The organism is Caballeronia sp. S22, assembly GCF_964261745.1.
GTDB lineage: Bacteria > Pseudomonadota > Gammaproteobacteria > Burkholderiales > Burkholderiaceae > Caballeronia > Caballeronia jiangsuensis.
This window is the reverse complement of the sequence record NZ_OZ180038.1, coordinates 811,675-835,859: the sequence shown is the minus strand read 5'-3', so window position 1 is coordinate 835,859 and position 24,185 is coordinate 811,675. Positions and strand designations below refer to the sequence as shown.

Annotated in this window: 21 protein-coding genes; 9 read left to right on the top strand and 12 right to left on the bottom strand. The window is 63.0% G+C overall.

Going from position 1 to position 24,185, the window contains the following annotated elements:
* Nucleotides 1–10: 10 nt before the first annotated feature.
* The 10 genes from ACEN42_RS30490 to ACEN42_RS30445 all read right to left on the bottom strand — a co-directional run bounded on the left by ACEN42_RS30490 (nucleotide 11) and on the right by ACEN42_RS30445 (nucleotide 13,514).
* The gene (locus ACEN42_RS30490; protein WP_238289707.1) at nucleotides 11–232 is read right to left on the bottom strand and encodes a DUF3079 domain-containing protein; all 222 of its coding nucleotides are present in this window, start codon (nucleotides 230–232) and stop codon (nucleotides 11–13) included.
* Nucleotides 233–268: 36 nt separating this feature from the next.
* Nucleotides 269–1,444, bottom strand: coding sequence for an NAD(P)H-dependent flavin oxidoreductase (locus ACEN42_RS30485; RefSeq protein WP_371883399.1), 1,176 nt, complete (start codon nucleotides 1,442–1,444; stop codon nucleotides 269–271).
* A 75-nt stretch (nucleotides 1,445–1,519) separates the two neighbouring features.
* A complete protein-coding gene (locus ACEN42_RS30480; protein WP_371883398.1) occupies nucleotides 1,520–2,188 on the bottom strand; it encodes a response regulator in 669 nt (222 codons plus the stop codon).
* A 45-nt stretch (nucleotides 2,189–2,233) separates the two neighbouring features.
* On the bottom strand, nucleotides 2,234–4,081 hold the full coding sequence (locus ACEN42_RS30475; RefSeq protein WP_371883397.1) for a type IV pili methyl-accepting chemotaxis transducer N-terminal domain-containing protein: 1,848 nt from the start codon (nucleotides 4,079–4,081) through the stop codon (nucleotides 2,234–2,236).
* Between the two features lie 18 nt (nucleotides 4,082–4,099).
* A complete protein-coding gene (gene narI, locus ACEN42_RS30470; RefSeq protein ID WP_371883396.1) occupies nucleotides 4,100–4,783 on the bottom strand; it encodes a respiratory nitrate reductase subunit gamma in 684 nt (227 codons plus the stop codon).
* Nucleotides 4,780–5,457, bottom strand: a complete 678-nt coding sequence (gene narJ, locus ACEN42_RS30465; protein ID WP_371883395.1) for a nitrate reductase molybdenum cofactor assembly chaperone — start codon at nucleotides 5,455–5,457, stop codon at nucleotides 4,780–4,782. Before narJ ends, narI begins: the two co-directional genes overlap by 4 nt.
* A gap of 14 nt (nucleotides 5,458–5,471) precedes the next feature.
* Nucleotides 5,472–7,025 carry a nitrate reductase subunit beta gene (gene narH / locus ACEN42_RS30460; RefSeq protein WP_371883394.1) on the bottom strand — a complete coding sequence of 518 codons (1,554 nt, stop codon included), beginning with the start codon at nucleotides 7,023–7,025 and terminating at the stop codon, nucleotides 5,472–5,474.
* Nucleotides 7,022–10,729, bottom strand: coding sequence for a nitrate reductase subunit alpha (locus ACEN42_RS30455; protein WP_371883393.1), 3,708 nt, complete (start codon nucleotides 10,727–10,729; stop codon nucleotides 7,022–7,024). The genes narH and ACEN42_RS30455 overlap by 4 nt, the downstream gene beginning before the upstream one ends.
* A gap of 143 nt (nucleotides 10,730–10,872) precedes the next feature.
* Nucleotides 10,873–12,261 (bottom strand): NarK family nitrate/nitrite MFS transporter, encoded by a 1,389-nt coding sequence (locus tag ACEN42_RS30450; RefSeq protein WP_371883392.1) that lies wholly within the window; start codon nucleotides 12,259–12,261, stop codon nucleotides 10,873–10,875.
* Between the two features lie 2 nt (nucleotides 12,262–12,263).
* Nucleotides 12,264–13,514: a nitrate/nitrite transporter gene (locus ACEN42_RS30445; protein ID WP_371883391.1), complete on the bottom strand. Its 1,251-nt coding sequence runs from the start codon at nucleotides 13,512–13,514 to the stop codon at nucleotides 12,264–12,266.
* A gap of 443 nt (nucleotides 13,515–13,957) precedes the next feature.
* Between ACEN42_RS30445 and cyoA the strand changes: the two genes are divergently transcribed.
* The 8 genes from cyoA (at nucleotide 13,958) to ACEN42_RS30405 (ending at nucleotide 21,412) form a co-directional block, all read left to right on the top strand.
* On the top strand, nucleotides 13,958–14,842 hold the full coding sequence (gene cyoA / locus ACEN42_RS30440) for a ubiquinol oxidase subunit II (protein ID WP_371883390.1): 885 nt from the start codon (nucleotides 13,958–13,960) through the stop codon (nucleotides 14,840–14,842).
* 3 nt (nucleotides 14,843–14,845) lie between these two features.
* Complete coding sequence (gene cyoB / locus ACEN42_RS30435; RefSeq protein WP_371883389.1) at nucleotides 14,846–16,855, top strand: cytochrome o ubiquinol oxidase subunit I; 2,010 nt, start codon at nucleotides 14,846–14,848, stop codon at nucleotides 16,853–16,855.
* Nucleotides 16,855–17,463, top strand: a complete 609-nt coding sequence (gene cyoC, locus ACEN42_RS30430; protein ID WP_371883388.1) for a cytochrome o ubiquinol oxidase subunit III — start codon at nucleotides 16,855–16,857, stop codon at nucleotides 17,461–17,463. Before cyoB ends, cyoC begins: the two co-directional genes overlap by 1 nt.
* Entirely contained in the window at nucleotides 17,463–17,795 is a 333-nt protein-coding gene (gene cyoD, locus ACEN42_RS30425) for a cytochrome o ubiquinol oxidase subunit IV (protein WP_371883387.1), read from the top strand. Before cyoC ends, cyoD begins: the two co-directional genes overlap by 1 nt.
* 189 nt (nucleotides 17,796–17,984) lie before the next feature.
* On the top strand, nucleotides 17,985–18,512 hold the full coding sequence (locus ACEN42_RS30420) for a 2,4'-dihydroxyacetophenone dioxygenase family protein (protein ID WP_187608464.1): 528 nt from the start codon (nucleotides 17,985–17,987) through the stop codon (nucleotides 18,510–18,512).
* 50 nt (nucleotides 18,513–18,562) lie between these two features.
* Nucleotides 18,563–19,864, top strand: coding sequence for an MFS transporter (locus ACEN42_RS30415; protein WP_238210711.1), 1,302 nt, complete (start codon nucleotides 18,563–18,565; stop codon nucleotides 19,862–19,864).
* A gap of 11 nt (nucleotides 19,865–19,875) precedes the next feature.
* The gene (locus tag ACEN42_RS30410; RefSeq protein WP_371883386.1) at nucleotides 19,876–20,604 is read left to right on the top strand and encodes an SDR family NAD(P)-dependent oxidoreductase; all 729 of its coding nucleotides are present in this window, start codon (nucleotides 19,876–19,878) and stop codon (nucleotides 20,602–20,604) included.
* Between the two features lie 10 nt (nucleotides 20,605–20,614).
* Nucleotides 20,615–21,412 (top strand): IclR family transcriptional regulator, encoded by a 798-nt coding sequence (locus tag ACEN42_RS30405; RefSeq protein ID WP_371883385.1) that lies wholly within the window; start codon nucleotides 20,615–20,617, stop codon nucleotides 21,410–21,412.
* Here ACEN42_RS30405 and ACEN42_RS30400 read toward each other — a convergent pair.
* Nucleotides 21,409–22,863, bottom strand: a complete 1,455-nt coding sequence (locus ACEN42_RS30400; protein ID WP_371883384.1) for an AarF/UbiB family protein — start codon at nucleotides 22,861–22,863, stop codon at nucleotides 21,409–21,411. The genes ACEN42_RS30405 and ACEN42_RS30400 overlap by 4 nt on opposite strands.
* A 357-nt stretch (nucleotides 22,864–23,220) precedes the next feature.
* Between ACEN42_RS30400 and ACEN42_RS30395 the strand changes: the two genes are divergently transcribed.
* Complete coding sequence (locus tag ACEN42_RS30395; RefSeq protein ID WP_238289674.1) at nucleotides 23,221–23,631, top strand: hypothetical protein; 411 nt, start codon at nucleotides 23,221–23,223, stop codon at nucleotides 23,629–23,631.
* Here ACEN42_RS30395 and ACEN42_RS30390 read toward each other — a convergent pair.
* Entirely contained in the window at nucleotides 23,607–24,074 is a 468-nt protein-coding gene (locus ACEN42_RS30390; RefSeq protein WP_238210716.1) for a response regulator, read from the bottom strand. The two genes, ACEN42_RS30395 and ACEN42_RS30390, sit on opposite strands and share 25 nt — an antisense overlap.
* Between the last annotated feature and the right edge of the window lie 111 nt (nucleotides 24,075–24,185).

Here is a 24,185-nt window from a genome sequence, read left to right as displayed (position 1 = left end):
CGCCCGCCACTTACTTCGACCGCGCGGCGCCCGGTTGAATCGACCTGGCGTTTTCCGCGACATCGAGATTCCACTCGCCGTGCTCGTACCAGTCTTCGCCGAGCAGTTCCGCCGGATGCTGCGTGCGGCCCGAACCGTTACCGCAGCGCAGCGCGTCCGTCGCGCAATAGTGATCGCAGCCCCAGCAATTGCGCTCGGGATGTTGCGGGTTGAGTGGAAAGCGCTTCGACATCGCGTTGATGCTCCTTCGATCACGGCCCTTCGGTATTCAACATGCCGCCGGCGCAACTTTCGTCGCGCCCGTCAACAGCAGTTCGATCAGATCGCGCACGCTCCGGATCGCCGCGCCGAAGGGCAGTTTTTCGCGTCCCCGGAAGAACAGGCCGTTGCCGACATCGCCGCGCAATGCCGCGGCAAGGCGCGTATCGATGCAGAAGTGACCGAACTTCTCGATGCCGTCGCGCAGCCCGCACGCGCTCAGGCATTCGAGCGCCGACGGACACGTCTGCTTGCGCGCGCCGATCTTCGTACGGATCCGTTCCTCGTTGCGCAGATAGCGCATGAGCCACGGCGTCTTCACCGCGCGCGCGGGCAGGCCGGTCACACTCACGAATTCGACGATATCGTCCGGCGTCGCCTCGACCAGCACGCGCTTGAACTCGGGATGCGCGTCGCCCTCTTCGGTGACGGCGAACGGCGTGCCGATCTGCACACCGTTCGCGCCGGCCGCGAGCCACTTGCGAACGGCTTCATGACTGTTGATGCCGCCCGCGACGATCACCGGCACGTCCTCGCGCTTCAGCCCGAGCGATGCGAACGACGCGTCGAGTTCCCTCAGCACGCGCTCGAAACCGAAGCGCTCGTCGTGCATGTCCGCGACGTCGCTGACGCCGAGATGCCCGCCGGCATGCGCCGGATGCTCGATCACGATGGCGTCGGGCAAGCGGCCTTTCTTCATCCACTTCTTGAGAACGAGCGTCACGCCGCGGCTGTCCGAGAGGATCGGGACCAGCGCGATATCGCAGCCCTGCGTGAGGTCCGGCAAGTCGAGCGGAAGGCCCGCGCCCATTACGATCGCATCGGCGCCCTCATCGCACGCGACGCGCACGTAGTCCGCATGCGCGCTCACGGCCTTCATCACGTTGACGGCGATCATGCCGCGCCCTTCCGACAACGCGCGCGCCGCCTTGATCTCGCGTGCGAGCGCGATCAGATTCGCGCGTTCGAGTGTCGGACGTGTCTGGTCTTCACGGCACATCGCGAGCAAGTCCTCGTGATGATGACGCAAGTCGATGCTCGCGATGGTGCCGAGCGCGCCTTCACGCGCCACGCTGCCCGCCAGCCGATGCGCGGAAATGCCGACGCCCATACCGCCCTGCACGATCGGCAACAGATTGCGGCCGCGAATCGTGAGCGGCGCGAAAGGGTGAGCGTGAGAGGTCATGGGCAACTCGGTTCGGTAAGAATTCATGTTGTACGGCTCGATGTGATGCGCGCTTCGGTACATGTCGGTGAAGATTCAGGCGGCTTCCGTCGCCGGCGCCGCATCCTGCCCGACCGCGTAGATCGCGACCTGCACGCGGCTCGTCAAATTCAGCTTGCGCAGGATGTTGCGCACGTGGATCTTCACCGTGCTCTCCGCGAGCATCAGCGAACGTGCAATTTCCTTGTTGCTCGCACCGCGGGCCAGTTCGCGCATGATGTCGCGCTCGCGTGTGGTGAGTGGATCGGCCGTGGCGACAGGCGGCGGAACCGGCGCGTTCTTCGGTGCGCGCATGCTGGCGACGAGTTTCGCCGTCATGTCGTCGGCGATGACCGGATGACCCGCCGCCGCCTTGCGGATCGCGCTGGCGAGCGTCTCGGTTTCGATGCTCTTGAGCAGATAGCCGCACGCGCCATCGCGCAATGCGAGCGCGAGTTCATCGAGATCCTCTGAAACGGTCAGGATGACGACCGCGGTTTGCGGCACGTCCTGAACAAGCAGCTTCAGGGTTTCGAGCCCCGAGAGTCCGGGCATGTGGAGATCGAGCAGAATCACGTCCGGAAGAAACTGCTTGGCGCGCTTCAGGCCTTCGAGCCCATCGGCTGCTTCGCCGACGACTTTGAAATCGGATTGCCGCTGCAAGATGGCGTGAACGCCTGAGCGAAACAGCGTGTGGTCGTCGATCAACAGAATGCGGATGGTCATGACACAACTCGAAGCAGCTCTCGAAACCAGCGCGCGAGACCCTGTTCAGGCGGTCTGACGCGCCGGAACCGGCAAGACGAGTTCGACGCGTGCGCCGTGTCCAGGCGCGCTAGCCAACCGAAGCGTGGCGCCGAGCCTTTGCGCACGCTCGCGCATGATGTGAAAGCCGACATGCGTCTCGCCCAGGACGGCCATCTCTTCTGGATCGTAGCCCTGACCATCATCCTCGACAAGGAGGCTGAAGTCGCAAGCATTGACGATTGTCACGCTAACGTGTCGCGCCTCCGCGTGTTTGCGAATGTTGGAGAGCGCTTCCTGCAGAATGAAAAGCACCTGCAGTTGCTGATCCGGCGGCAAGGGCAAACCGCCTTGCTCGCGGTAGTCGAGTAATGGCACGATGCCCGTCTGCACGCCGAAACGTTCGATCGATTCATCCACCGCTCGCCTGAGTTCACCGCTGCCGAGCTTCGTGCGGAAATTCATCAGAAGCTCGCGCACGTCGACGTAGCTTTCGGCAACACCGCCCGCGAGCAAGGGCACGATCTCGCGAATCTCGTCCATGCGTGCTTCGCGCGTTGCCGCGTCGAGCAGATGCACCTGCATCTTCAGAAAGTTGAGGCTCTGCGCGATGCTGTCGTGCAAGCCTTGCGCGACCAGATTGCGCTCCTCCGACACCGCGAGCTGCCGCGCGAGCGCCGCGATCCGCCTGCTCTTGAGCGCCGTCCCAAAGTGTGCGCCGAGCGTTTCGAGCAATTGAGCTTCCGACGCCGGGATGATCCGCTCGCCACGGAAATGCAACGAGAAGGCACCGAGCTTTTCGCCTTGCGACACGATGTTGAACGCCGCCACGCTCGCAAAGCCCGCGCGCCGGCAAGGCTGTTCTTCGCAGACGCAGCCATCGGCGGCGAGGCAGCGCTCATCCTCGAGCAACGCGTCGGGCAGCCCCTCCGAACCGATCAACCGCACCTGACCGTCCTCGGTGACAAGGCGAACCGCCGCGCCGTCCGCCTCGAACTGGCGCGTTAGGCGCGCGAGAAAGCCCCGGCACAGCGCATCGACGTCATTCGACTGATTCAGGAATGCCGCCATTTCATAGAGCGCCGTCAACTCGCGGTTCTGCGCGGCGAGTTCGGCGGTCTTCGCGTCGACGCGGCCCGCGAGATCGCGATAGAGCATCTGCAATTCCGCGGCCATACGGTTGAAGCCTGCCGCAAGATGCCCGAACTCGTCTTGCGTTTCGACGGGCAAACGCGCGTCGAACTCGCGTCCTTCGATGCGCGCGAGCCCCTCCTGCAAGCGCTGCACGGGCACGACGATCCATAGATAGAGCAGGTAAGCGATCGCCGCGGTGCCCAGGCACGCCATTGCTGCGAGCGCCCTCTGCGACGTGCGCAGCCACGCGGTCTTGCGCGCATTCTCCCGCTCGATCAGGCCGACGAGTTCGTCCGCGCCCGTGACAAAAGCACGCAATTCAAGCAGATAGCGCGACACCGCCTGTGGTTCGGCAGCCATGCCTTTGCGCACATCGGGTTCGAGCTGCGTGCGCCACACATTCGCGACATGATCGAACTGGCGGCGCACGTCGGCGTCGTCGGGAAGAAAGAGCGGGCGCTCCGGATCACCTTTGCGCAGGCGATCGAACGTCGAGTTCATCTGTTCGATCTGGAACTGCAACATCACCTGCGAAGTCTCCGGGCGCTTTAGCAGCGCAATCGCCAAGGCGTTTGCACGCATGCGCAGGCTGCCCGCGTCGTTGATCGCAGCGCCCGCGCCCTGCAGTTGCCACCATAGCCAGAGCGTCCCGCCGATCATCGCGAGCACGAGGACGAGCGACACCATCGATAGCGTGACGATGCGTGTGGTCAGACGTTCGCGAAACGACGGCAGGGACATGCTTCTCCAGTGACGGAATCAGCGGCTGCGGACCAGTTGCCACGCCCGTCCGAGATAGCCGAGCGAAGCGAAGCCGCTCCACACGTGCACGAGCCGCGTGAACGGGAAGATCACGAACAGGCTCATGCCCATGAACAAATGTACGCGGAAGAGCAGCGGCGCATCTGCGACATAGCGCGCGGCATCGGCTCTGAACGTGACGATATGCTGCGCCCAGGTCATGAGGCGCACCATCATCGAGCCATCCATGTGACCGGCCGACACACCGATCGTCGAAAGCCCGAGCAGCAGCGTGACCAGAATCCAGAGCAGCAGCACGCGGTCGCCGATCTTCGTGATTGCCGAAAGGCGCGCGCTCGCGAGGCGGCGATGCAGCAGGATCAGCAGCCCGGCAAGACACATCGTGCCCATCACGCCGCCGGCGACCATCGCGACCATCTGCTTGACGCTGTGCTCGATGCCGAGCGCATCCCACACCGCGACCGGCGTGAGCAAGCCGACGAGGTGACCGAAGAACAGCCCGAGAATACCAATGTGAAACAGAATATTGCCGAGCCTGAGGTTGCCGCGTTCGACGAACTGCGTGCTGTCCGCCTTCCACGTGTATTGCTCGCGCTCGAAGCGCACGAGGCTGCCGAACAGGAAGATGCTGGCGGCAATGTACGGATAGATGCCGAACACGAAGGCGTTGAACATGTTCATCGTGTGTCCTTTGCGATGGGTGCACCCGCGCCGGCCATCGTTGCGCCGCGCGGATGAAAGCGAATGGTTTGCGTGTCCTGTCGCGTGTGCGGTGCGAGCAGCGGCTCGACGCCGTCCGGACCCGGCCCGAAGGTTTCGAGCATCTCGTCCATGTCGCGCACGGGCGGCTGCGCGAGCGGGCGCGGCTCGATAGTGGCAAGCTCGCGCAAGACGGCGAACACCGCCCCATAAGGGCTTCGATCGCGTGTGAGACGCTCCCCGACCGCGTCGAGTACATGAATCGCGTCATCGAGCAACGACTGTGCGCGAGCCGGTTCGATCGCGCCGAGCACTTCGAGGAAGAGCGGCACGTAATCGGGCAACTCGTTCGATGCGACATCGAGGCCGAGACCGCGATACTCCTCGAGCAGATCGACCATCGCCTGACCGCGATCGCGGCTTTCGCCGTGCACATGCTCGAAGAGATGCAGCGAATGCGACGGATTGCGATCGAACGTAGCGACGTAGTTCTGCTGCACTTCGATGAGCGGAAGCTTCAGCGACGCGATGAGCGGCGCGAGGCGCGCCTGCGCCTGCGGCCAGTCGTGCAGCGCGGCTTCGATCTCCGGCAGTGCGTCCAGAAGCGCGGGCTCGGGATAATCGAGCAGCGCGGAAAGAATGGGATAGAGCGACATCGTGTGTTCCTTGGTCAACCGTCCGCCAGCGCCTTCCTGCGGGATTTCGGCAACGCCGCGTAGCTCACTTCGCCATGCGTTCGCGATCCGAAGAGCGATCCGTCAGACGCGCCCGGCGAGCCGCAATTGCCGAATGAAAAGCCGCAACTGCCTTTTTCGTCGAAGCTGTCCTGCGCCATTTCCTTGTGCGACGACGGCACCACAAAACGGTCCTCGTAATTGGCGATCGCCATCAACTGGTACATCTCTTCCACTTGCGATGCCGTGAGGCCTACATCGCTCAGCACGGCGTCATCGCTCACGTTGTTCACGTTCTGCGCCCGTTTGTAGACGCGCATCGCGAGCATACGATCGAGCGCGGCGACGATCGGCGCTTCATCGCCCGCGGTGAGCAGGTTCACCAGATAACGCATCGGAATGCGCAGGCTTTTTACATCGGGAATCACGCCGTTCATGCCCATGTGGCCCGCGTCGGCCGCGGATTGAATCGGCGAAAGCGGAGGCACGTACCAGACCATCGGCAAGGTGCGGTACTCGGGATGCAGCGGGAACGCCACCTTCCACTCGCACGCCATGCGATAAACCGGCGAGCGCTTCGCCGCGTCGAGCCAGCTTTGCGCGATACCCTGGCGCGCCGCTTCGGCCTGGACTTGCGGATCGTGCGGATCGAGGAAGAGGTCGAGTTGCGACTGATAGAGATCCGTCGTCTCCTGAACCGATGCCGCTTCGGCGATACGGTCGGCGTCGTACAGCATCACGCCGAGATAGCGGATGCGTCCCACGCACGTTTCCGAGCACACGGTCGGCTCGCCCGCTTCGATGCGCGGATAGCAGAACACGCACTTCTCCGCCTTGCCCGACTTCCAGTTGAAGTACATCTTCTTGTACGGACAGCCAGACACGCACATTCGCCAGCCACGGCATTTGTCCTGATCCACGAGCACGATGCCGTCGTCCTCGCGCTTGTACACCGAACCCGACGGACACGACGCCACGCACGCCGGATTCAGACAGTGCTCGCACAGACGCGGCAGATACATCATGAAGGTGTTCTCGAACGTCGAGTACATCTCCTTCTGCACGTTTTCGAAAAGCGCATCGCGGCCGCGCGATTCGAATTCGCCGCCGAGATCGTCCTCCCAGTTCGGCCCCCAATGGATCTTGTCCATCTTCTTGCCGGTGATCGCGGACACGGGGCGCGCCGTGGGCGGCGTCCGGGAAAGCGGCGCGTTCTGCAGACGCTCGTAGTCGTAGGTGAACGGCTCGTAGTAGTCGTCGATAGCCGGGAGATTCGGGTTCGCAAAAAGGTTCGCGAGCACTTTCAGCTTCGGACCCTGACGCAGTTCGATGCGGCCATCGCTCTTGCGAATCCAGCCGCCGTTCCATTTCTCCTGGCGCTCCCACTGCTTCGGATAACCGATGCCCGGCTTCGTCTCGACGTTGTTGAACCACGCATACTCGACGCCATCGCGCGATGTCCACACGTTCTTGCATGTGACCGAGCACGTATGGCAGCCGATGCACTTGTCCAGATTCAGGACCATCGCGACCTGCGCGCGGATCTTCATGATGCTGCTCCTTCCATGAGCGGGCCTTCGAGCCAGTCGACATTCTTCATCTTGCGCACGATCACGTATTCGTCGCGATTGCTGCCCACGGTGCCGTAGTAGTTGAAGCCGTAGGCCTGCTGCGCGTATCCGCCGATCATGTGTGTCGGTTTGAGCACCGTGCGCGTCACCGAGTTATGGATGCCGCCGCGCATGCCGCTCGTCTCCGCGCCCGGCACGTTGATGATCTTCTCCTGCGCGTGATACATGAGGCACATGCCGCGCGGCACGCGCTGGCTCACGACGACGCGCGCCGTCAGCGTGCCGTTCACGTTGAACACTTCGACCCAGTCGTTGTCCGTCAACGCGGCTTCCTTCGCTTCGGCTTCCGACACCCACACGTGCGGACCGCCGCGCGACAGCGTGAGCATGCGCAGGTTGTCCGTGTACGTCGAGTGGATGCCCCACTTCTGGTGCGGCGTGATCCAGTTCAGCACGAGTTCATGTTCGCCGTTGGGCTTCGCACCGAGCATCGGCGAAATGGTCTTCGTATCGATCGCGGGTTTGTAGACGCACGAACCTTCGCCGAAATCCAGCATCCAGCGATGATCCTGATAAAACTGCTGCCGGCCGGTAAGCGTGCGCCAAGGGATCAGCTCGTGCACGTTCGTGTAGCCTGCGTTGTAGCTGACTTCCTCCGATTCGAGCCCGGACCAGGTCGGTGCCGAAATGATCTTGCGCGGCTGGGCCTGGACGTCACGAAAGCGGATCTTGTCGTGCTCGCGGCCGAGCGCGAGGTGCGAGTGATCGCGTCCGGTGATCTTCGAAAGCGCTTCCCACGCCTTCACCGCGACATGGCCGTTCGTTTCGGGCGCGAACGTGAGGATCATCTCGGCGGCATCGATTGCGGTGTCGAGACGCGGACGCCCTTCTTTCTCGCCGGACAGCGACGCGAGCTCGTTCACCTCATGCGCCGTATTCCAGTTGATGCCCTTGCCGCCGTTGCCGAGCTTCGCGAGCAACGGTCCGACCGACGTGAACTTGTCGTAGATCGCGTTGTAATCGCGTTCGACGAGCGTCATCGACGGCGCGGTCTTGCCGGGAATCAGATCGCATTCGCCATGACGCCAATCCTTCGGCTCGAACGCCTGCCCGAGTTCACCCGGCGTGTCGTGCATGAGCGGCGTGCACACGAGATCGGTGCGCGTGCCGATATGCTTGCCGCCGATCTCCGCGAACTTCTTCGCGATCGCCTTGTAGATTTCCCAGTCGCTCTTGCTTTCCCACAACGGCTGCACCGCCTCCGACAACGGATGAATGAACGGATGCATGTCCGACGTGTTCAGGTCGTTCTTCTCGTAGAACGTCGCGCTCGGCAACACGATGTCGCCATACAGGCACGTCGTGCTCATACGGAAGTCGAACACGGTCAGTAGATCGAGCTTGCCTTCGGCGGCGTCGCGCATGTTCACTTCGCCGGGCTTGATTGCATCGGCTTCATCGGCGAACAACGCGTTCTGCGTGCCGAGGAGATACTTCAGGAAGTATTCGTGCCCTTTGCCCGAACTGCCGAGAATGTTCGAACGCCACACGAACATGTTGCGCGGAAAGTTCGCCGGACTGTCGGGATCGTCGCAAGCGAAGCCGAGCGCGCCCGACTTCAGTTGCTCCACCGTGTATTCGATCGGATCGCGGCCCGCGCGCTTCGCGGCATCGACGATATCGAGCGGATTCGCGTCGAGCTGCGGCGCCGACGGCAGCCAGCCCATGCGTTCCGACTTCGCATTCATGTCGAGCATCGAGAGGTTCTCGTAGCGCGACTTGTCGGCGGTCGGCCCGAGAATCTCGTCCACGGCCACTTTCTCGTGACGCCACTGGCTCGTATGGTTATAGAAGAACGACGTGCCGTTCATCTGGCGCGGCGGGCGCGACCAGTCGAGCGCGAACGCGAGCGGCGCCCAGCCGAATTGCGGACGCAGCTTTTCCTGGCCCACGTAATGCGCCCAGCCGCCGCCGCTCTTGCCGATACACCCGCACATCATCAACAGATTGATGATGCCGCGATAGATCATGTCGTTGTGATACCAGTGATTCAGCGCCGCGCCGACGATCACCATGCTCTTGCCCTGCGTGCGGTCCGCGTTATCCGCGAACTCGCGTGCCACCTGAATCACGAGATGACGCGGCACGGTGGTGTGCTTCTCCTGCCATGCGGGCGTGTAGGGAACGTCGTCATCGTAGGACGTGGCGACGTTCGCGCCATCAAGACCCTGATCCACGCCGTAGTTCGCCAACTGCAAGTCGTACACGGTCGCGACGCGAGCGCTCGCGCCATCCGCGAGCATGATGCGCTTCACGGGCACGCGGCGCGCCAGCAACGCGTCATGTTCCGCGCCGAAGTACGGGAAACTCACATCCGCCACTTCGTCGTGCGCGCCGACGAGCGACAAGCGCGGATCGATAGCGCGGCCCGAGCCGCCGTCCTTCTGTTCGAGATTCCAGCGCCCGACCTTCGCGCCGTCGTTGTGATTCGACTCGCCCCAGCGAAAGCCGATTGTTCCATTCGGCGCGACGATCCTGCCGTTCGTCTCATCGATGACGAGTGTCTTCCATTGCGGATTGTTCGCCTCGTCGAGATCGTTCTGCAGTTGCGATGCGCGCAGAAAATGATCGGGCACGAGCGTGCCTTCGTGTTCGCGCAGCACGACGAGCATCGGCATGTCGGTATAGCGCTTCACGTAATCGCGGAAGTACGCGGACTTGGCTGTAGCGTGAAACTCCTTCAGCACGACATGGCCCATCGCCATGGCGAGCGCGGCGTCGGTGCCCTGCTTCGGCGCGAGCCAGATGTCGCCGAACTTCACCATTTCGCCGTAATCCGACGACACCGCGACCGTCTTCGTGCCCTTGTAGCGCACCTCCGTGTAAAAGTGCGCGTCCGGCGTGCGCGTTTGCGGCACGTTGGAGCCCCACACCATCAGGTACGTGGAGTTGTACCAGTCGGCGGATTCGGGCACGTCGGTCTGCTCGCCCCAGATTTGCGGCGATGCCGGCGGCAAGTCGCAATACCAGTCATAGAAGGACAGGCACGCGCCGCCGATCAGGCTCAGATAGCGTGCACCGGCGGCGTAGGAAACCATCGACATCGCGGGAATCGGCGAAAAACCAATCACGCGATCCGGTCCGTACTTGCCAATCGTGTAGGCGTTCGCCGCCGCGATGATCTCGCTCGCCGTGTCCCAGTCCGCGCGCACGAAGCCGCCGAGGCCGCGCACGCTCTTGTAGCGCTTCGCCTTCTCCGGGTTTTCGCAGATCGATGCCCACGCCGCCACTGGATCCAGCGTCTTGCGCTCCTCGCGCCACATCTCGATGAGACGGCCGCGAATCATCGGATGCTTCACGCGCTGCGCGGAATACACGTACCAGCTGTACGATGCGCCGCGCGGACAGCCGCGCGGTTCGTGATTGGGAAGATCGGGACGCGTGCGCGGATAGTCCGTCTGCTGCGTTTCCCACGTGATCAGACCGTTCTTGACATAGACCTTCCACGAGCAGGAGCCCGTGCAGTTCACGCCGTGCGTGGAGCGCACGATCTTGTCGTGCTGCCAGCGGCTGCGGTAGGCGTTTTCCCACTTGCGATCTTCGTTCACGACCGCGCCATGTCCGTTCGCGAACGTGGACTTGACGCGCGACATGAACTTCAGCCGATCCAGAAAGTGACTCATCCGTTTCTCCGGGCGTAGCGGCCATGCGCCGCCACGAATACATTGATTCGAGGGTAGAGACGCGATGCCCGCGCGCCCATTCCCCGAAAGGAGCGATCGACGCGCGTCATGAGGACTAGCGCGTCTACGCCTTTCGGACTAGCTCAGCACGGCATGTCCGCGTTTCGGCGCGCATAGCAGACCCACGTCACCACCGCGCACACCGCGTAGAACGCGATGAAGCACCAGAGCGCGGCGTCGGGCGAGCCGGTCATGCTCATCGACGTGCCGAAGCTGCGCGGGATGAAAAAGCCGCCATACGCGCCGATCGCGCCCGCGAATCCCAGCACCGCTGCCGATTCCTTGCCCGCTTCGTGCAGCGCCTGCTTCCTGATTGCTTCGGTCTTGCCTTCGGCTTCGCGCTGCTTCTGCGTGAGGAAGATCACGGGGATCATGCGGAACGTCGAGCCGTTGCCGATTCCCGTCAGCGCGAACAGTGCTATGAACATGGCGAGGAAGCCCGCGAAGCTGCCGTCCGACCCGTCATGCGGGAGAAACGCCATCACGCCGAAGACCGCGGCGATCATCGCGATGAAGGTCCACAATGTGACGCGCGCGCCGCCAAGGCGGTCGGAAATCCAGCCGCCGACAGGACGTGTCAGCGCGCCCGCGAGCGGCCCGAGAAACGCGTAGGCCGTCGGGTTGATCGACGGAAACTCCGCTTTCGTCAGCAGCGCGAGGCCCGCCGAGAAGCCGATGAACGAGCCGAACGTGCCGATATAGAGCAGGCACATGAGCCAGTTGTGCTTGCGCCTGAAGATGACGGCCTGTTCCGCGAACGATGCCTTCGCGTCCGCGATATCGTTCATCCCGAACCACGCCGCGAACGCCGAGATCACGATGAACGGCACCCAGATGAAACCCGCGTTCTGCAGCCAGATGCTGTGCTCGACACCCTTCAAGACGTACGTCTGATTCTCCCCTGCGAGCGTGCCGAACACGCTTGCGGAAATGACGAGCGGCGTCACGAACTGCACGACCGACACACCGAGATTGCCGATACCCGCGTTCATGCCAGTCGCGAAGCCCTTCTTCGCTTTGGGAAAGAAGAAGCTGATGTTCGCCATCGACGAACTGAAGTTCGCGCCGCCGAGGCCGCACAAAAGCGCGAGCACGAGCAGCGTCGAATAGCCGGTCGAGGGGTCGCGTAGCGCGACGCCCATGCCGATCGCCGGAATCAGGAGACTTGCTGTGGAGAACGCCGTGAAGCGCCGGCCGCCGAAGATCGGCACGAGGAACGAATAGAAAATGCGCAGCGTCGCGCCCGATAGCGCGGGCAGCGCGGTGAGCCAGAACAACTGGTCCTTCGTGAAGTGAAAGCCGCCCTTGTCGAGACTGACGACCACCACGCTCCACAGCGACCACACCGTAAAGGCCAGCGCCAGTGCGGGAATCGAAATCCAGAGGTTGCGGCGGGCAACCGATTCTCCCGTTTCGCGCCAGAAGGCGGCGTTCTCGGGCTCCCATCGAGTGAGCAAGTATCTTGATGACATGACTAGTGTTTGGGTTGAAACGTGAAGTGCATGCAGATGAGACTGACGGCAGTCGCGCCGAACATCAGCATGAAACAGGTGGTGCGCACGCCGGTGAGATCGACGAGCGCGCCGAAAAGAATCGGCAACAGGAAGCCGGCGAGACCGCCCGCGAGTCCGACGACGCCCGACACCGCGCCGATGTTCGCGGAAAACTCGTCCGAGACGAACTTGAACACCGACGCCTTGCCGATTGCCATCGCAACGCCGACGACGAACATCAGCGCGGTGTACGCGACCGGTCCCGTCTCGATGTGGAACGTGCGCGGACCGTCCTTCGCGTGGACGACGAAGTCCGTGACTGGATAGCTCAGCAGGAAGAAGCACGCGAGCGCGATCCACATGACGATCCATGTGGTGCGATACGCGCCGAAGCGGTCGGACATCCAGCCGCCGAGCGCGCGCAGCATGCCGCCTGGAAGCGAGAAGCAGGCGGCGAGAAACGCGGCATGTTCGATGCCGAAGCCGTACTGATTCACGTAGTACTGCGGCATCCACAACGCGAGGCCGACATAGCCGCCGAACACGACCGAGTAGTACTGCGCGTAACGCAGCACGCGACGGTCTTTCAACACGGCCATCTGCGCGGCGAGGCCGGGCGCGCCGGCGCTGCGATGCGCGGGGTTCGACGTCGACACGAACCAGAAGATCAGCGCGGTGACGAGCATCGCGATGGAATAGACCTTCGGCACGATGGTCCACGTGCCCGCCGCTAGAATCAGCGCGGGCGCGACGAACTTGGTGAGCGCCGCGCCCGAGTTGCCCGCGCCGAAGATGCCCATCGCGAAGCCTTGGCGCGACTTGGGGAACCAGCGCGCGACATACGGCGTGCCCACGGAAAACGACGCCCCCGCGATGCCGACGAACAAACCGAGCACGAGGAATTGCCACAGTTCGGTGGCGTAGCCGATCAGCCAGATCGGTATGACGGTGACGGCCATCGTGCAGAAGAACACGGGGCGGCCGCCGAAGCGGTCGGTCCAGATGCCGAGCGGCACGCGCAACAGCGAGCCGGTGAGCACGGGCGTCGCGGCGATGAGGCCGAACTCGGTATCGGTGAGATGCAACTGCTTCTTGAGGGGAATGCCGAGGATGGCGAAGACCATCCAGACGGCGAAGCAGATCGTGAATGCGAACGTGCTGGCGCCGAGCACGCGCCAGGCGCGCATGTCGGTCGATGCTTTGGATTCGAAGTGTGTGTCGACGACGCTCATCGTCCTTCCCTTGTCGTTGCTGCTTTATCGACAAGGGTAAGGAACGTCGCGCGAGTCGCCTATCCGCCATGCGGATGCGGCGACGTCGTGCCGCTAGTCAGTGCGGCGTAGTTCGGATGGGCTAGCGCGTTCGCGCTTCACGTCGTTTGCGAAGCCCGCGCGATGCAGCGACCGACGCCTTGTGAGGCGGATGGACCCGCGCCCAGCCACCTTTTATGACACCCGCGACGTCAACCATTCGTTGTAGACTCTCCTACCCTTTCGGACCACTCCGGAAGAGTCATATCGCGCGCGACACCCTGTCGCATCAGCTTGATCTGAAACAATTTTCCAAACATTCGGGCCATCGCGAAAAATCGCGCGTGGCATGATCTTGACGCGGCGCAAAGCCGTGCAGTGGCGTTCTCCCCGGGACGCTTCGATCATAGAAACCAGCGAATGCAATGAATGAAAATACCCAACGTTTAGCAGTGCCATTGTTATCGGGGCTGATAGCCAGTGTCGGTCTTTCGGGATGCAAGCTGGAGGTTTTGGAGTCGAAAGGCGTGGTTGGCGCAGCGGAATCCTCGCTGATCGCCACCGCGACTTACACCATGCTTCTGGTCGTGGTTCCGGTGATTCTGCTCACCCTGTTCATCGCATGGCGCTATCGGGCGTCCAACAGGAACGCCACCTACGCGCCGAAGTGGGCGCACTCCACGGCCATCGAAGTCGTGGTCTGGATCATCCCCGCGATCATCATCCTGTACCTCGGCATCCTCACGTGGAAATCCACGCACGAACTCGATCCGTACAAGCCGCTGGAATCCAGCGTCAAGCCGATCAACGTCGAAGTCGTGGCGCTCGACTGGAAGTGGTTGTTCATCTATCCGGATCTGGGCGTGGCGTCGGTGAATCAGCTCGCGTTTCCGGTGGGCACGCCGGTGAACTTCCGCATCACGTCGGATTCGGTGATGAACTCGTTTTTCATCCCGGAACTCGGTGGCCAGATCTACGCAATGGCCGGCATGCAGACGAAGCTGCACCTCCTGACCGATCACGCGGGTGACTACGCGGGCATTTCGGCGAACTACAGCGGCAAAGGCTTCTCCGACATGAAGTTCCGCGCGCTGGCCATGTCCAACGCCGACTTCGACGCGTGGCTCAAGCAAGTCAGAAACGCGCCCGAAGCATTGAGCATGGACGTCTACACCGGCGTCGCGCGCCCGAGCGAGAAGGTTGCCGTGCGCTACTTCTCGACCGTCGATCCGAAGCTCTTCAGCAACATCGTCGCGAAGTACAACTACGGCAACTCGGTCGTAGGCGCAAATTGTGTAACAAAGGGGTAAGCCATGTTCGGCAAATTAACGCTTGAGGCGATCCCGTACCACGAGCCCATCATCATGGGGGCGACCGTCTTCATGGCGATCCTCGCACTCGGTACGGTCGCCCTTCTCACCAAACTCGGCAAATGGGGCTGGCTCTGGCGCGAGTATCTGACTTCGGTCGATCACAAGCGCATCGGCGTCATGTATCTCGTCGTCGCCGGGCTGATGCTCGTGCGCGGCTTCGCCGACGCCGTCATGATGCGCATTCAGCAGGCCATCGCGCTCGATTCGCCGGGCTATCTGCCGGCGCATCACTTCGACCAGATTTTCTCGGCCCACGGCACCATCATGATCTTCTTCATGGCCATGGCGCTGCTGGTCGCGTTCTTCAACCTCGTCGTGCCCCTGCAGATCGGCGCGCGTGACGTGGCCTTCCCGTTCATCAACTCGCTGTCGTTCTGGATGACGGCCGTGGCCGCCATCCTGATCAACCTGTCGCTTTTCATCGGCGAGTTCTCTTCGACAGGCTGGCTCGCGTATCCGCCGCTCTCCGAGACGCAGTTCAGTCCGGGCGTCGGCGTGGACTACTACATCTGGGCGTTGCAGTTGTCCGGCATCGGCACGCTGCTGACGGCGGTGAACTTCTTCGTCACGATCGTGAAGATGCGCGCGCCCGGCATGACGTGGATGAAGCTGCCCGTCTTCACGTGGACGGCGTTCTGCTCGAACGTGCTGATCATGGCCACGTTCCCGATCCTGACCGTGGCGCTCGCGCTGCTGGCGCTGGACCGCTACATGGGCATGCACTTCTTCACGAACGACGGCGGCGGCAACCCGATGGTCTACCTGAACCTGATCTGGGCCTGGGGTCACCCCGAGGTCTACATCCTGGTTCTGCCCGCGTTCGGCATCTATTCGGAAGTGGTCGCGACGTTCTCGAAGAAGCCGCTCTTCGGCTACAAGACGATGGTCTGGGCGACGTGCTGCATCATGGTGCTGTCGTTCCTCGTGTGGCTGCACCACTTCTTCACGATGGGTTCGGGCGCGAACGTCAATGCCTTCTTCGGCATTATGACGATGATCATTTCCATCCCGACCGGCGTGAAGATCTTCAACTGGCTCTTCACGATGTATCGCGGCCGCGTGCAGTTCACGACGCCCGTGCTGTGGACCATCGGCTTCGTCATCACCTTCACGCTCGGCGGCATGACCGGCGTGATGCTGGCGATCCCGGGCGCGGACTTCGTGCTGCACAACTCGCTCTTCCTGATCGCGCACTTCCATAACGCGATCATCGGCGGCGTGGTGTTCGGTTACTTCGCGGGCGTGCAGTACTGGTGGCCGAAGGTGTTCGGCTTCAAGCTCGACGAAAAGCTCGGCCGCAACGCGTTCATCTGCTGGTTCGTGGGCTTCTTCGTCGCGTTCGTGCCGATCTACATTCTCGGCTTCATGGGTGCGACGCGCCGCCTGAATCACTACGACAACCCGGCATGGCAGCCCTTCTTCATCGCCGCCGCTGTCGGCGTGGGCATCATCGCGCTGGGCGTCGTGTTCCAGGTCCTGCAGATCGTCGTGAGCATCATCCGCCGCAATCAGCCCGCGTATCGCGACATCAGCGGCGATCCGTGGAACGGCCGCACGCTCGAGTGGACGATGAGCTCGCCGCCGCCCGTCTACAACTTCGCGAATATCCCGGCCGTGCGTGCACTCGACGATTTCGCCGATGCCAAGGAACACGGCCGCATCGATGCGCGTCCGTATCGCGACATCCACATGCCGTCGAATACGAGCGCGGGTCTCCTGATCGGTCTGTTCGCGCTCGCATTCGGCTTTGCCGCGATCTGGCACATCTGGTGGCTGGCGGTCGCGGGTCTCGTCGGCATCGCCGCGACGGTGATCGGCTACAGCTTCCGTGAGAACGCCGGCTTCATCATCCCGGCTGCGACCGTGAAGTCGACCGAAGAGCGCAATCGTCCGCCGAAGTCGCCTGTGAAGGCCGCTACGGAGCGCGAACTCGAACTGGAGGCAATGTAATGTCGCAATCGACACTTTCCGCGCAGCACGCGCACGACCACGAGCACGAGCATCAGCCGCATTCGGTGTTCGGCTTCTGGGCCTACCTGATGACCGATTGCGTGCTGTTCGCGTCGCTCTTCGCGGCCTTCGCGATGTACGCGATGCAGACAGCAGGCGGTCCCACGGGCAAGGATCTGTTCAACCTGACCGACGTCGCGTACGAAACGGCGCTGCTTCTCACGAGCAGCCTGACCTTCGGTTTCGCGATGATCTCGGCAACGCGCCGGAAGTCGGGCGCGGCGCTCGCGTGGCTCTTCGTCACGTTCGTGCTGGGCGCGGGCTTCCTGTGGCTGGAAGTGCACGAGTTCGCGCGTCTGATCGCCGAAGGCGCGGGTCCGCAACGCAGCGCGTTCTGGTCGTCGTTCTTCACGCTGGTCGGCACGCACGGCCTGCACGTCACCATCGGCCTGATCTGGCTGGTCGTGCTGGCGGTGCAGATCGCGAGCAATCCCGGGATGAACGAGCGCGAACTGCGTCGCCTCGCCTGCCTGAGCCTCTTCTGGCACTTCCTCGACATCGTCTGGATTTGCGTGTTTTCCTTCGTCTATCTCGGGAGCGTCGTCTGATGGCACATGCTCATATCAATTCGAGCGACCTGCCGCACGTCACCGTGCGCGGATATCTCATCGGCTTCGTGCTGGCCGTGGTGCTGACCGTGGCGTCGTTCTGGGCAGCGACATCGGGCGCGTTCAGGGGCGAAAGCGCAATCGTCGCGCTTGCGGTGCTCGCCGCGGTGCAGGTCATCGTGCATGTGGTGTTCTTCCTGCACGTGAACGCGTCGAAGGGACAGCGCTGGCATGCGATGTCGTTCGCGTACACCATTCTCATGTCGCTGATTCTGATCGTCGGCACGGTCTGGGTGATGCATAACGTGCACATGCTGATGATGGCGCGATAACTCGCTCAGCTTCATCGAGCGAATCGAAAGGCGGGCCCGCGTGCGGGTCCGCCTTTTTTTCGTCCGCGAATCTGGCTGCGTTCTGCACGAATTCGGCATCCGATGAAGAATCTTGACAATTCTCCGAACGAGGCAGAATATTTGTCCATAATTTGAATTCATCATCCACAATATGGACAAGGAGACGCGATGAGCGCGCCAAAGCCCGCGGCGGACGCCATGACGCCGTATCAACTTCCCTTCCCGAAAGAAGCGCAAAAGGAAATCGTCGTCCCTGCCGCGATTCCTGTCGACGAGCGCGAATGGGTTCCGCAAGCCGAAAACGTCTGGTTCCGCCCGCTGTGCCTGAATGTATCGACCGGGTACTGGATGAACCTTTTGCGCGTGCGCAAATCCGGCGTGCTGTCGCGCCATCGTCATCCGCAGGCCGTCCACGGCATGGTGCTGAAAGGCCGCTGGCGCTACCTGGAGCATGACTGGGAAGCGACCGAAGGCAGCTACGTCTTCGAGCCGCCCGGCGAAACGCACACGCTCTACGTGCCGGAAGATGTCGAAGAAATGATCACCTACTTTCAGGTGAACGGCGTGATGTTCTATTGCGACCCGTACGGCAACTACACCGGCTACGAGGACGTGTTCACCAAGGTCGATATGTGCCGCAAGCACTACGAGTCGGTTGGTCTCGGCGCGGATTTCGTCGATCAGTTCATTCGTTAATTTCCCAAACCACCTCTAGCAGACTCAAAAGAGCATTCGGAGGAGACACCATGCTGGAAAAATCACCGCGCCTGAAGCGCGTTCAGATCGTCGCGATTGCGTTTCTGATGCTCGCGGGCATCGTGAACTATCTCGATCGAAGCACGCTATCCATCGCCAATCATTCCGTCACGCAGGAGCTCGGCCTCTCAGCTTCGCAGATGGGCCTGCTGCTCTCCGCGTTCTCGTTCGCCTATGCGTTTTCGCAGTTGCCCATCGGCGTGATGCTCGACCGCTTCGGCGCGCGCATCATGCTCGGCCTCGGCATGTTCGTCTGGTCGGTCGCGCAGTTGTTCGGCGGGCTAGTCACGAATCTGCATCAGTTCCTCGCGGCGCGCATCGCGCTCGGTATCGGCGAGGCGCCGCAGTTTCCGGCGGGCGCGAAGGTCGTGTCGGAATGGTTCGCGCAACGCGAGCGCGGCAAGCCGACGGGCATTTTCGTCACGTCGTCGACGATCGGACCCGCGCTCGCGCCACCGATCCTCACCGTGCTCCTGCTCAACTTCGGCTGGCGCAACATGTTTGTCATCATGGGCGCGCTCGGCATTGCGGTGTCGATCGGCTGGTACATCGTCTATCGCAATCGCCGCGACGTGAAGCTCGAAGCGCATGAGCTCGCGCATCTGACCGAAGGCGAGCCGGCGCAGCGCGCGGAACGCAACATGACCTTCGCGGAATGGCGCGGCCTCTTCGGCAAGGCGACCACGTGGGGCATGATCTTCGGCTTCATGGGCGTGATCTACATGGTGTGGCTGTACCTCACGTGGCTGCCCGCGTATCTCGAACACGAGCGTCATCTGACGATCGCGAAGACCGGCTGGGTCGTGACGATTCCGTATCTCGCGGGCACGCTCGGCATGCTGTCGTCGGGCTTTATCGCCGATGGCCTGATGGCGCGAGGCGTCGCCCCGATCCGCAGCCGCAAGTGGCCGATCTGCTCGGGCCTCATCGGCGGCGCGCTCTTCACGGTGCCGGCCGCGTTCACGCCGAACCTCACGCTCGCGATCGTCTATCTCTCGGCCGCGATGTTCTTCGTCAACATGGCGAGCGGCGCGGCCTGGGCGCTCGTTTCCGTCGCGGCGCCGCGCCACATGGTCGCGTCGCTCGGCAGCATCCAGAACTTCGGCGGCTATTTCGGCGGCTCGTTCGCGCCGTTCATCACCGGTCTTGTGGTCGACAAGACGCACTCGTTCGTGAACGCGTTCCTGATCAGCGCGGGCGTCGCGTTCGCCGCCGCGCTCGTCTACATGTTCGTCGTGCGTTCGCCGATCGAAGACGCCGAGCAGCAGGCCGCGCCCGTTCCCGCCGTATAAATCACACCGTTATGACTTTTCAAGCTGATCTCTTCAAGGGCAAGACCGTCGTCGTGACCGGCGGCACGCAGGGCATCGGCGCGGGCATCGCGCAGCAGTTCGCGGCGCTCGGCGCGCGTGTCGTCGCAGCGGGGCTCGCACCGACCGATGACCAGCGCGACGCCATAGGCCAAGGCATCGAACTCGCCGCGCTCGATGTCGCCGATGCCGCCAGCACCGCCGCGCTGTTCGCAACGCTCGACACGCTCGACGTGCTCGTCAATTGCGCCGGGATGATCCGTCGCGGCGACGAGCACGACATCGAAACGTTCGAGCGCGTCATCGCCGTGAATCTCAACGGCACGATGCGCATGTGTGCGGCCGCGCGCCCCTTGCTCGCGAAGAGCTGCGGCTCGATCGTCAACACGGCGTCGATGCTGACGTTCTTCGGCGGCGGTCTCGTGCCCGCGTACAGCGCGAGCAAGGGCGGCGTCGCGCAATTGACGAAGTCGCTCGCGATCGCCTACGCCGCCGACGGCATCCGCGTGAATGCGGTCGCGCCCGGCTGGATCGCGACGCCGCTCACGCAGGCGCTGCAGGAAGACGACGGCCGCTCGCAAGCGATCCTCGAACGCACGCCGATGAAGCGCTGGGGATTACCGGAAGACGTCGCGCGGGTCACGGCGTTTCTCGCGTCGCCGGCGGCGTCGTTCATGACGGGCGCGATCGTGCCCGTCGATGGCGGTTATCTCGTGGCATGATTCACGCATCATGCCTTCAGACATCACTTCCCTCGACGCCGCCAAGGCCTCCGGCACCGCTGCCTTCTCGAAGTTCATGGCGGTGCTGCAACTCATCGCCGATGCCGACGAACCGCCGACCATCGCGCGTCTCACGGCCGCGAGCGGCTATCCGCGCCCGACGGTGTATCGCATCGTCGGCGCGTTGCTCGCGGAAGGGCTGGTGGTCGAAAGCGCGCGTGGCGGATGCTACGCGCTCGGCCCGCGCCTGATGTCGCTCGCGAGCCGAAGCTGGGAGCGCTCGGACCTGCGCATCGCCGCTGCTGATGCCTTGCAGACGTTGCGCGACGCAACGCAGGAAACGGTGCACCTGGCGGTGCGCAGCGGCTCGGAGATGGTGTATGTCGAAAAGCTCGAAAGTCCGCACGCGGTGCGCATGGCTTCGCGCATCGGCACGCGCGTGACGCTTTATTCGAGTTCCGTCGGCAAGGCGTATCTGTCGACGCAATCGCCCGCCGAACGCGACGCGCTCCTGCAAGGCATCGCGTTCGCGCGCTTCACGCCGAACACGATCGTCGATCGTAAAGCGCTCGACGCCGAACTCGACGCGACGCACACGCGCGGCTACGCCGAAGACCGCGAGGAAAACGAGGCGCAGATTTTCTGCTACGGCAGCGCGATCGTCGGCGCGAACGGCGCGACGCTCGGCTGCGTGAGCGTCAGCATTCCGCTGTTCAGAAAGAGCGCGACGCCGCTCGAAACCTACATCACGCCGCTCAGGGAAGCGTGCCGCGCGATCGCGGAACGCATGAGCCCCGGCACGCGCTAACGAAACACCGTGCCGCGCGTGCGTTGCGTCGCCGCCGCGTAGTGCGCGATGAGCGACGGCAAACGCGGCAGCGTATGCGGCCAGTGCGTCGCTTCATGCGCCAAGCGCGCCGCCAGGCTCCTGAAGCTCAACTGATCCGCGGCGAGCCGCACGATGACCTTGCGCGCGATCTTCCACACATCGACATCAGGCGCGATGTCCTGCGCGACACGCTCGATCCTTTCCGCCGCTCTCGACAGCAACACCGCCCGCGACGCGATGCGCCCGTGCGCCGCGCTGAACATATGTTCGGCGGGCGCCTTGCCGATCGCGCCGAACAGATGCGCGACACCCGCGCCGTGCCTTGCATGCGGCGACGCGAAACGCTCCGCCTCCCGCCGATACGTCGCTTCGACGCGCACCTCGTGATGCGTCACGTTCGCGCCGGGCCGGCCGTGCTCCAGATGCGCGCGGGCCGCCGCCTTGTGATCGCCCTCCATGAGCGCATGCGACACGCCGACGAGAAAATCGCGCTCGTGAGCGGCGAAGATCATCATCGGGTTATCGGCTTCGAGCACGATCTGGCCGCGCGTGTCCGGCTCGATGCTCACGCGTGCGCCCGCCGCATCCAGTCCCGCGTGATACAGCCCGACGCCCAGCGCCATTTCGAAGAACGCTTCGATGAGCGTCGCGAGGACGTCGGCCTGATCGAGCCCGCACGATGCGAGCGTTTCCGCATCCGATAACGCCGCCGTTTCGATCGCGCGCGTGGTCAGCACGGCGTCGTTGCAATAGTCCCAGAGCACTTCGGGCACGGCGAGGCGGTTGTCCTCGCGCAGACGGAAGCGCAAGTAGCTCTGATCGGCGGCGCGCTGACGCAAGTCGATCATTGCGTCGACGCTCTCTCGCGCGCGACGAACCCATTCCACCGGATGCATGTCGCGCGCCTTCGTCGAGCGTCGCTCCGCGAAACGCGCCGCCGCGAGCGCGAGATCCAGATCGTCTTCGAGTTCGGCACGCGTGTCCGCGCGCAGCAGCGTGACGCGCACGGGGAACGCGCCGATGCGCGCGACGTGCGTCTGCTCCGCGACGCCCGAGCGTAGCGGCACGTCGCTCAGCGCCGTGAGTTCGAAGGACAGCGTGGCGGGAAACGCCGCTTTGCAAGCCGTGCGAAAGCGTTCCGCATCGTAGGGCGTAAAGAGTCCGTCGAGTTCGGAAAGCGCGACGCGCACCGCCGTTTCCGCAAGCGCGGGATGACGCGCGAGCGCGCCGGATGCGTTCTCCAGCACGCGCGAAAGCTGCGAGAGCGCGGGCACGCCAGCGCCGAGCGGCGCGGCACGCGCGCCATGCGTCGCGAAGAAGCGCGCGACGCGCGTCATCGCCGCGCCGTCGTCGGTCAGATGCGTCTGATGGCTTTCATGCACGAACGCGCGGCCAAGTCGCCAGAGCGTCGCGAGTCGTCGGACGAACAAATTCAGGCTCGCTGAAAGTGAGTTGGAAACCGCTGAAAGGCTGAAATGCCGTCGTGCATGGCATCCGGATTGGTCAATGTGTAACACGATTCGGCCGGGCGTGCACGTGGATCGCCGTTTGTTTCGGCATCCTTCGTAGATGCATTTCGTCTCGGGCGTTTCGATTTCCGATTCAGTTCGGGATCCGTTTTCAGCGCAGCGAATTGTTCATCACTGTATCTTTTTGTCGATGCACAATTCAGAACAGTCCTAATACGGTATCTTATAAATACGCAAAGTACAGCGTATCAACATCAAGTCCGAGGCAACTTCGAGCGCCTGTGCAAGAAGACTCATAACGATAAATCGAGAGGCGCCATGCAAGACCATTCCGAGCCGCCGATGGCGAAAGCGATGTACATCCTTGGGCAGATCGGCGCGATCATCTGCCATGAACGCGGCCCGCGCCCGCAGACAGCGGTTCTCACGAAGATGGCATCGCGGCCAGCCGAAGGGTTTTCGATCGCCGTCGCGAGAATGAACGAAATGTGCCCGCCGCGACGCGGATATCGCCGCGCGCTGCTGCAATGGAAGCACAAGGAAATCGACCGTCTGAGCAGGATGCTGCCCGATCCTCTGCCGACAGCCGCATCCGCGCATACGCAGATGCCGTTCTGGGCCGGTTATTGCCAGTACTGGGAAGACATGCTGAAAGAGCACGCTCAGCGCGATATCAACCATCTCGTGCTGAAGCTCGACGTCATTCAGCGCACGCGCACGGATGCGTGATCGCCTTCGCCTTCCCGCGTCGAAAAATAGCCGCGCAACACCGCGATCATTCCGTCGAGTTCCGTCGGCTTGACGAAGTAGCCGTTGAAGCCGGTGCGCTGCGCGCGCGTCAGGTCTTCGGGGTCCGTGCGGCTCGTATGCGCGATCAGCAGCATCGAAATATCGATCGCGCGGATCGCTTCGGCGGCTTCCCAGCCATCGCCGAGCGGCATCATCAGGTCGAGCAGCACGACGCCCGGCCGCCATTTGCGCGCGATCGACACCGCGTCGAGCCCCGTGTGCACCGCGCGCACGGTGAACTCGGCGTCTTCCAGCGCAAGACAGATCGCGCGGGTCGCCTCCAGATCGTCATCGGCGATGAGCACGCGCGGCTCGTCGTGGCGCGTCGCGCACGGCGGAATCTGCCACAGCGCTTGCGAAGGAACACGGTCGTGTCGTTGCATCGTTTGGGCCTCGGAATGGATGGAGATGACAGCAACGATCATTCCCTCGCGAGCGTTCGGAAGTCATCGTCAAGCGGCATGCGGCTCGCCGACGTTACACTTCGGGATTAC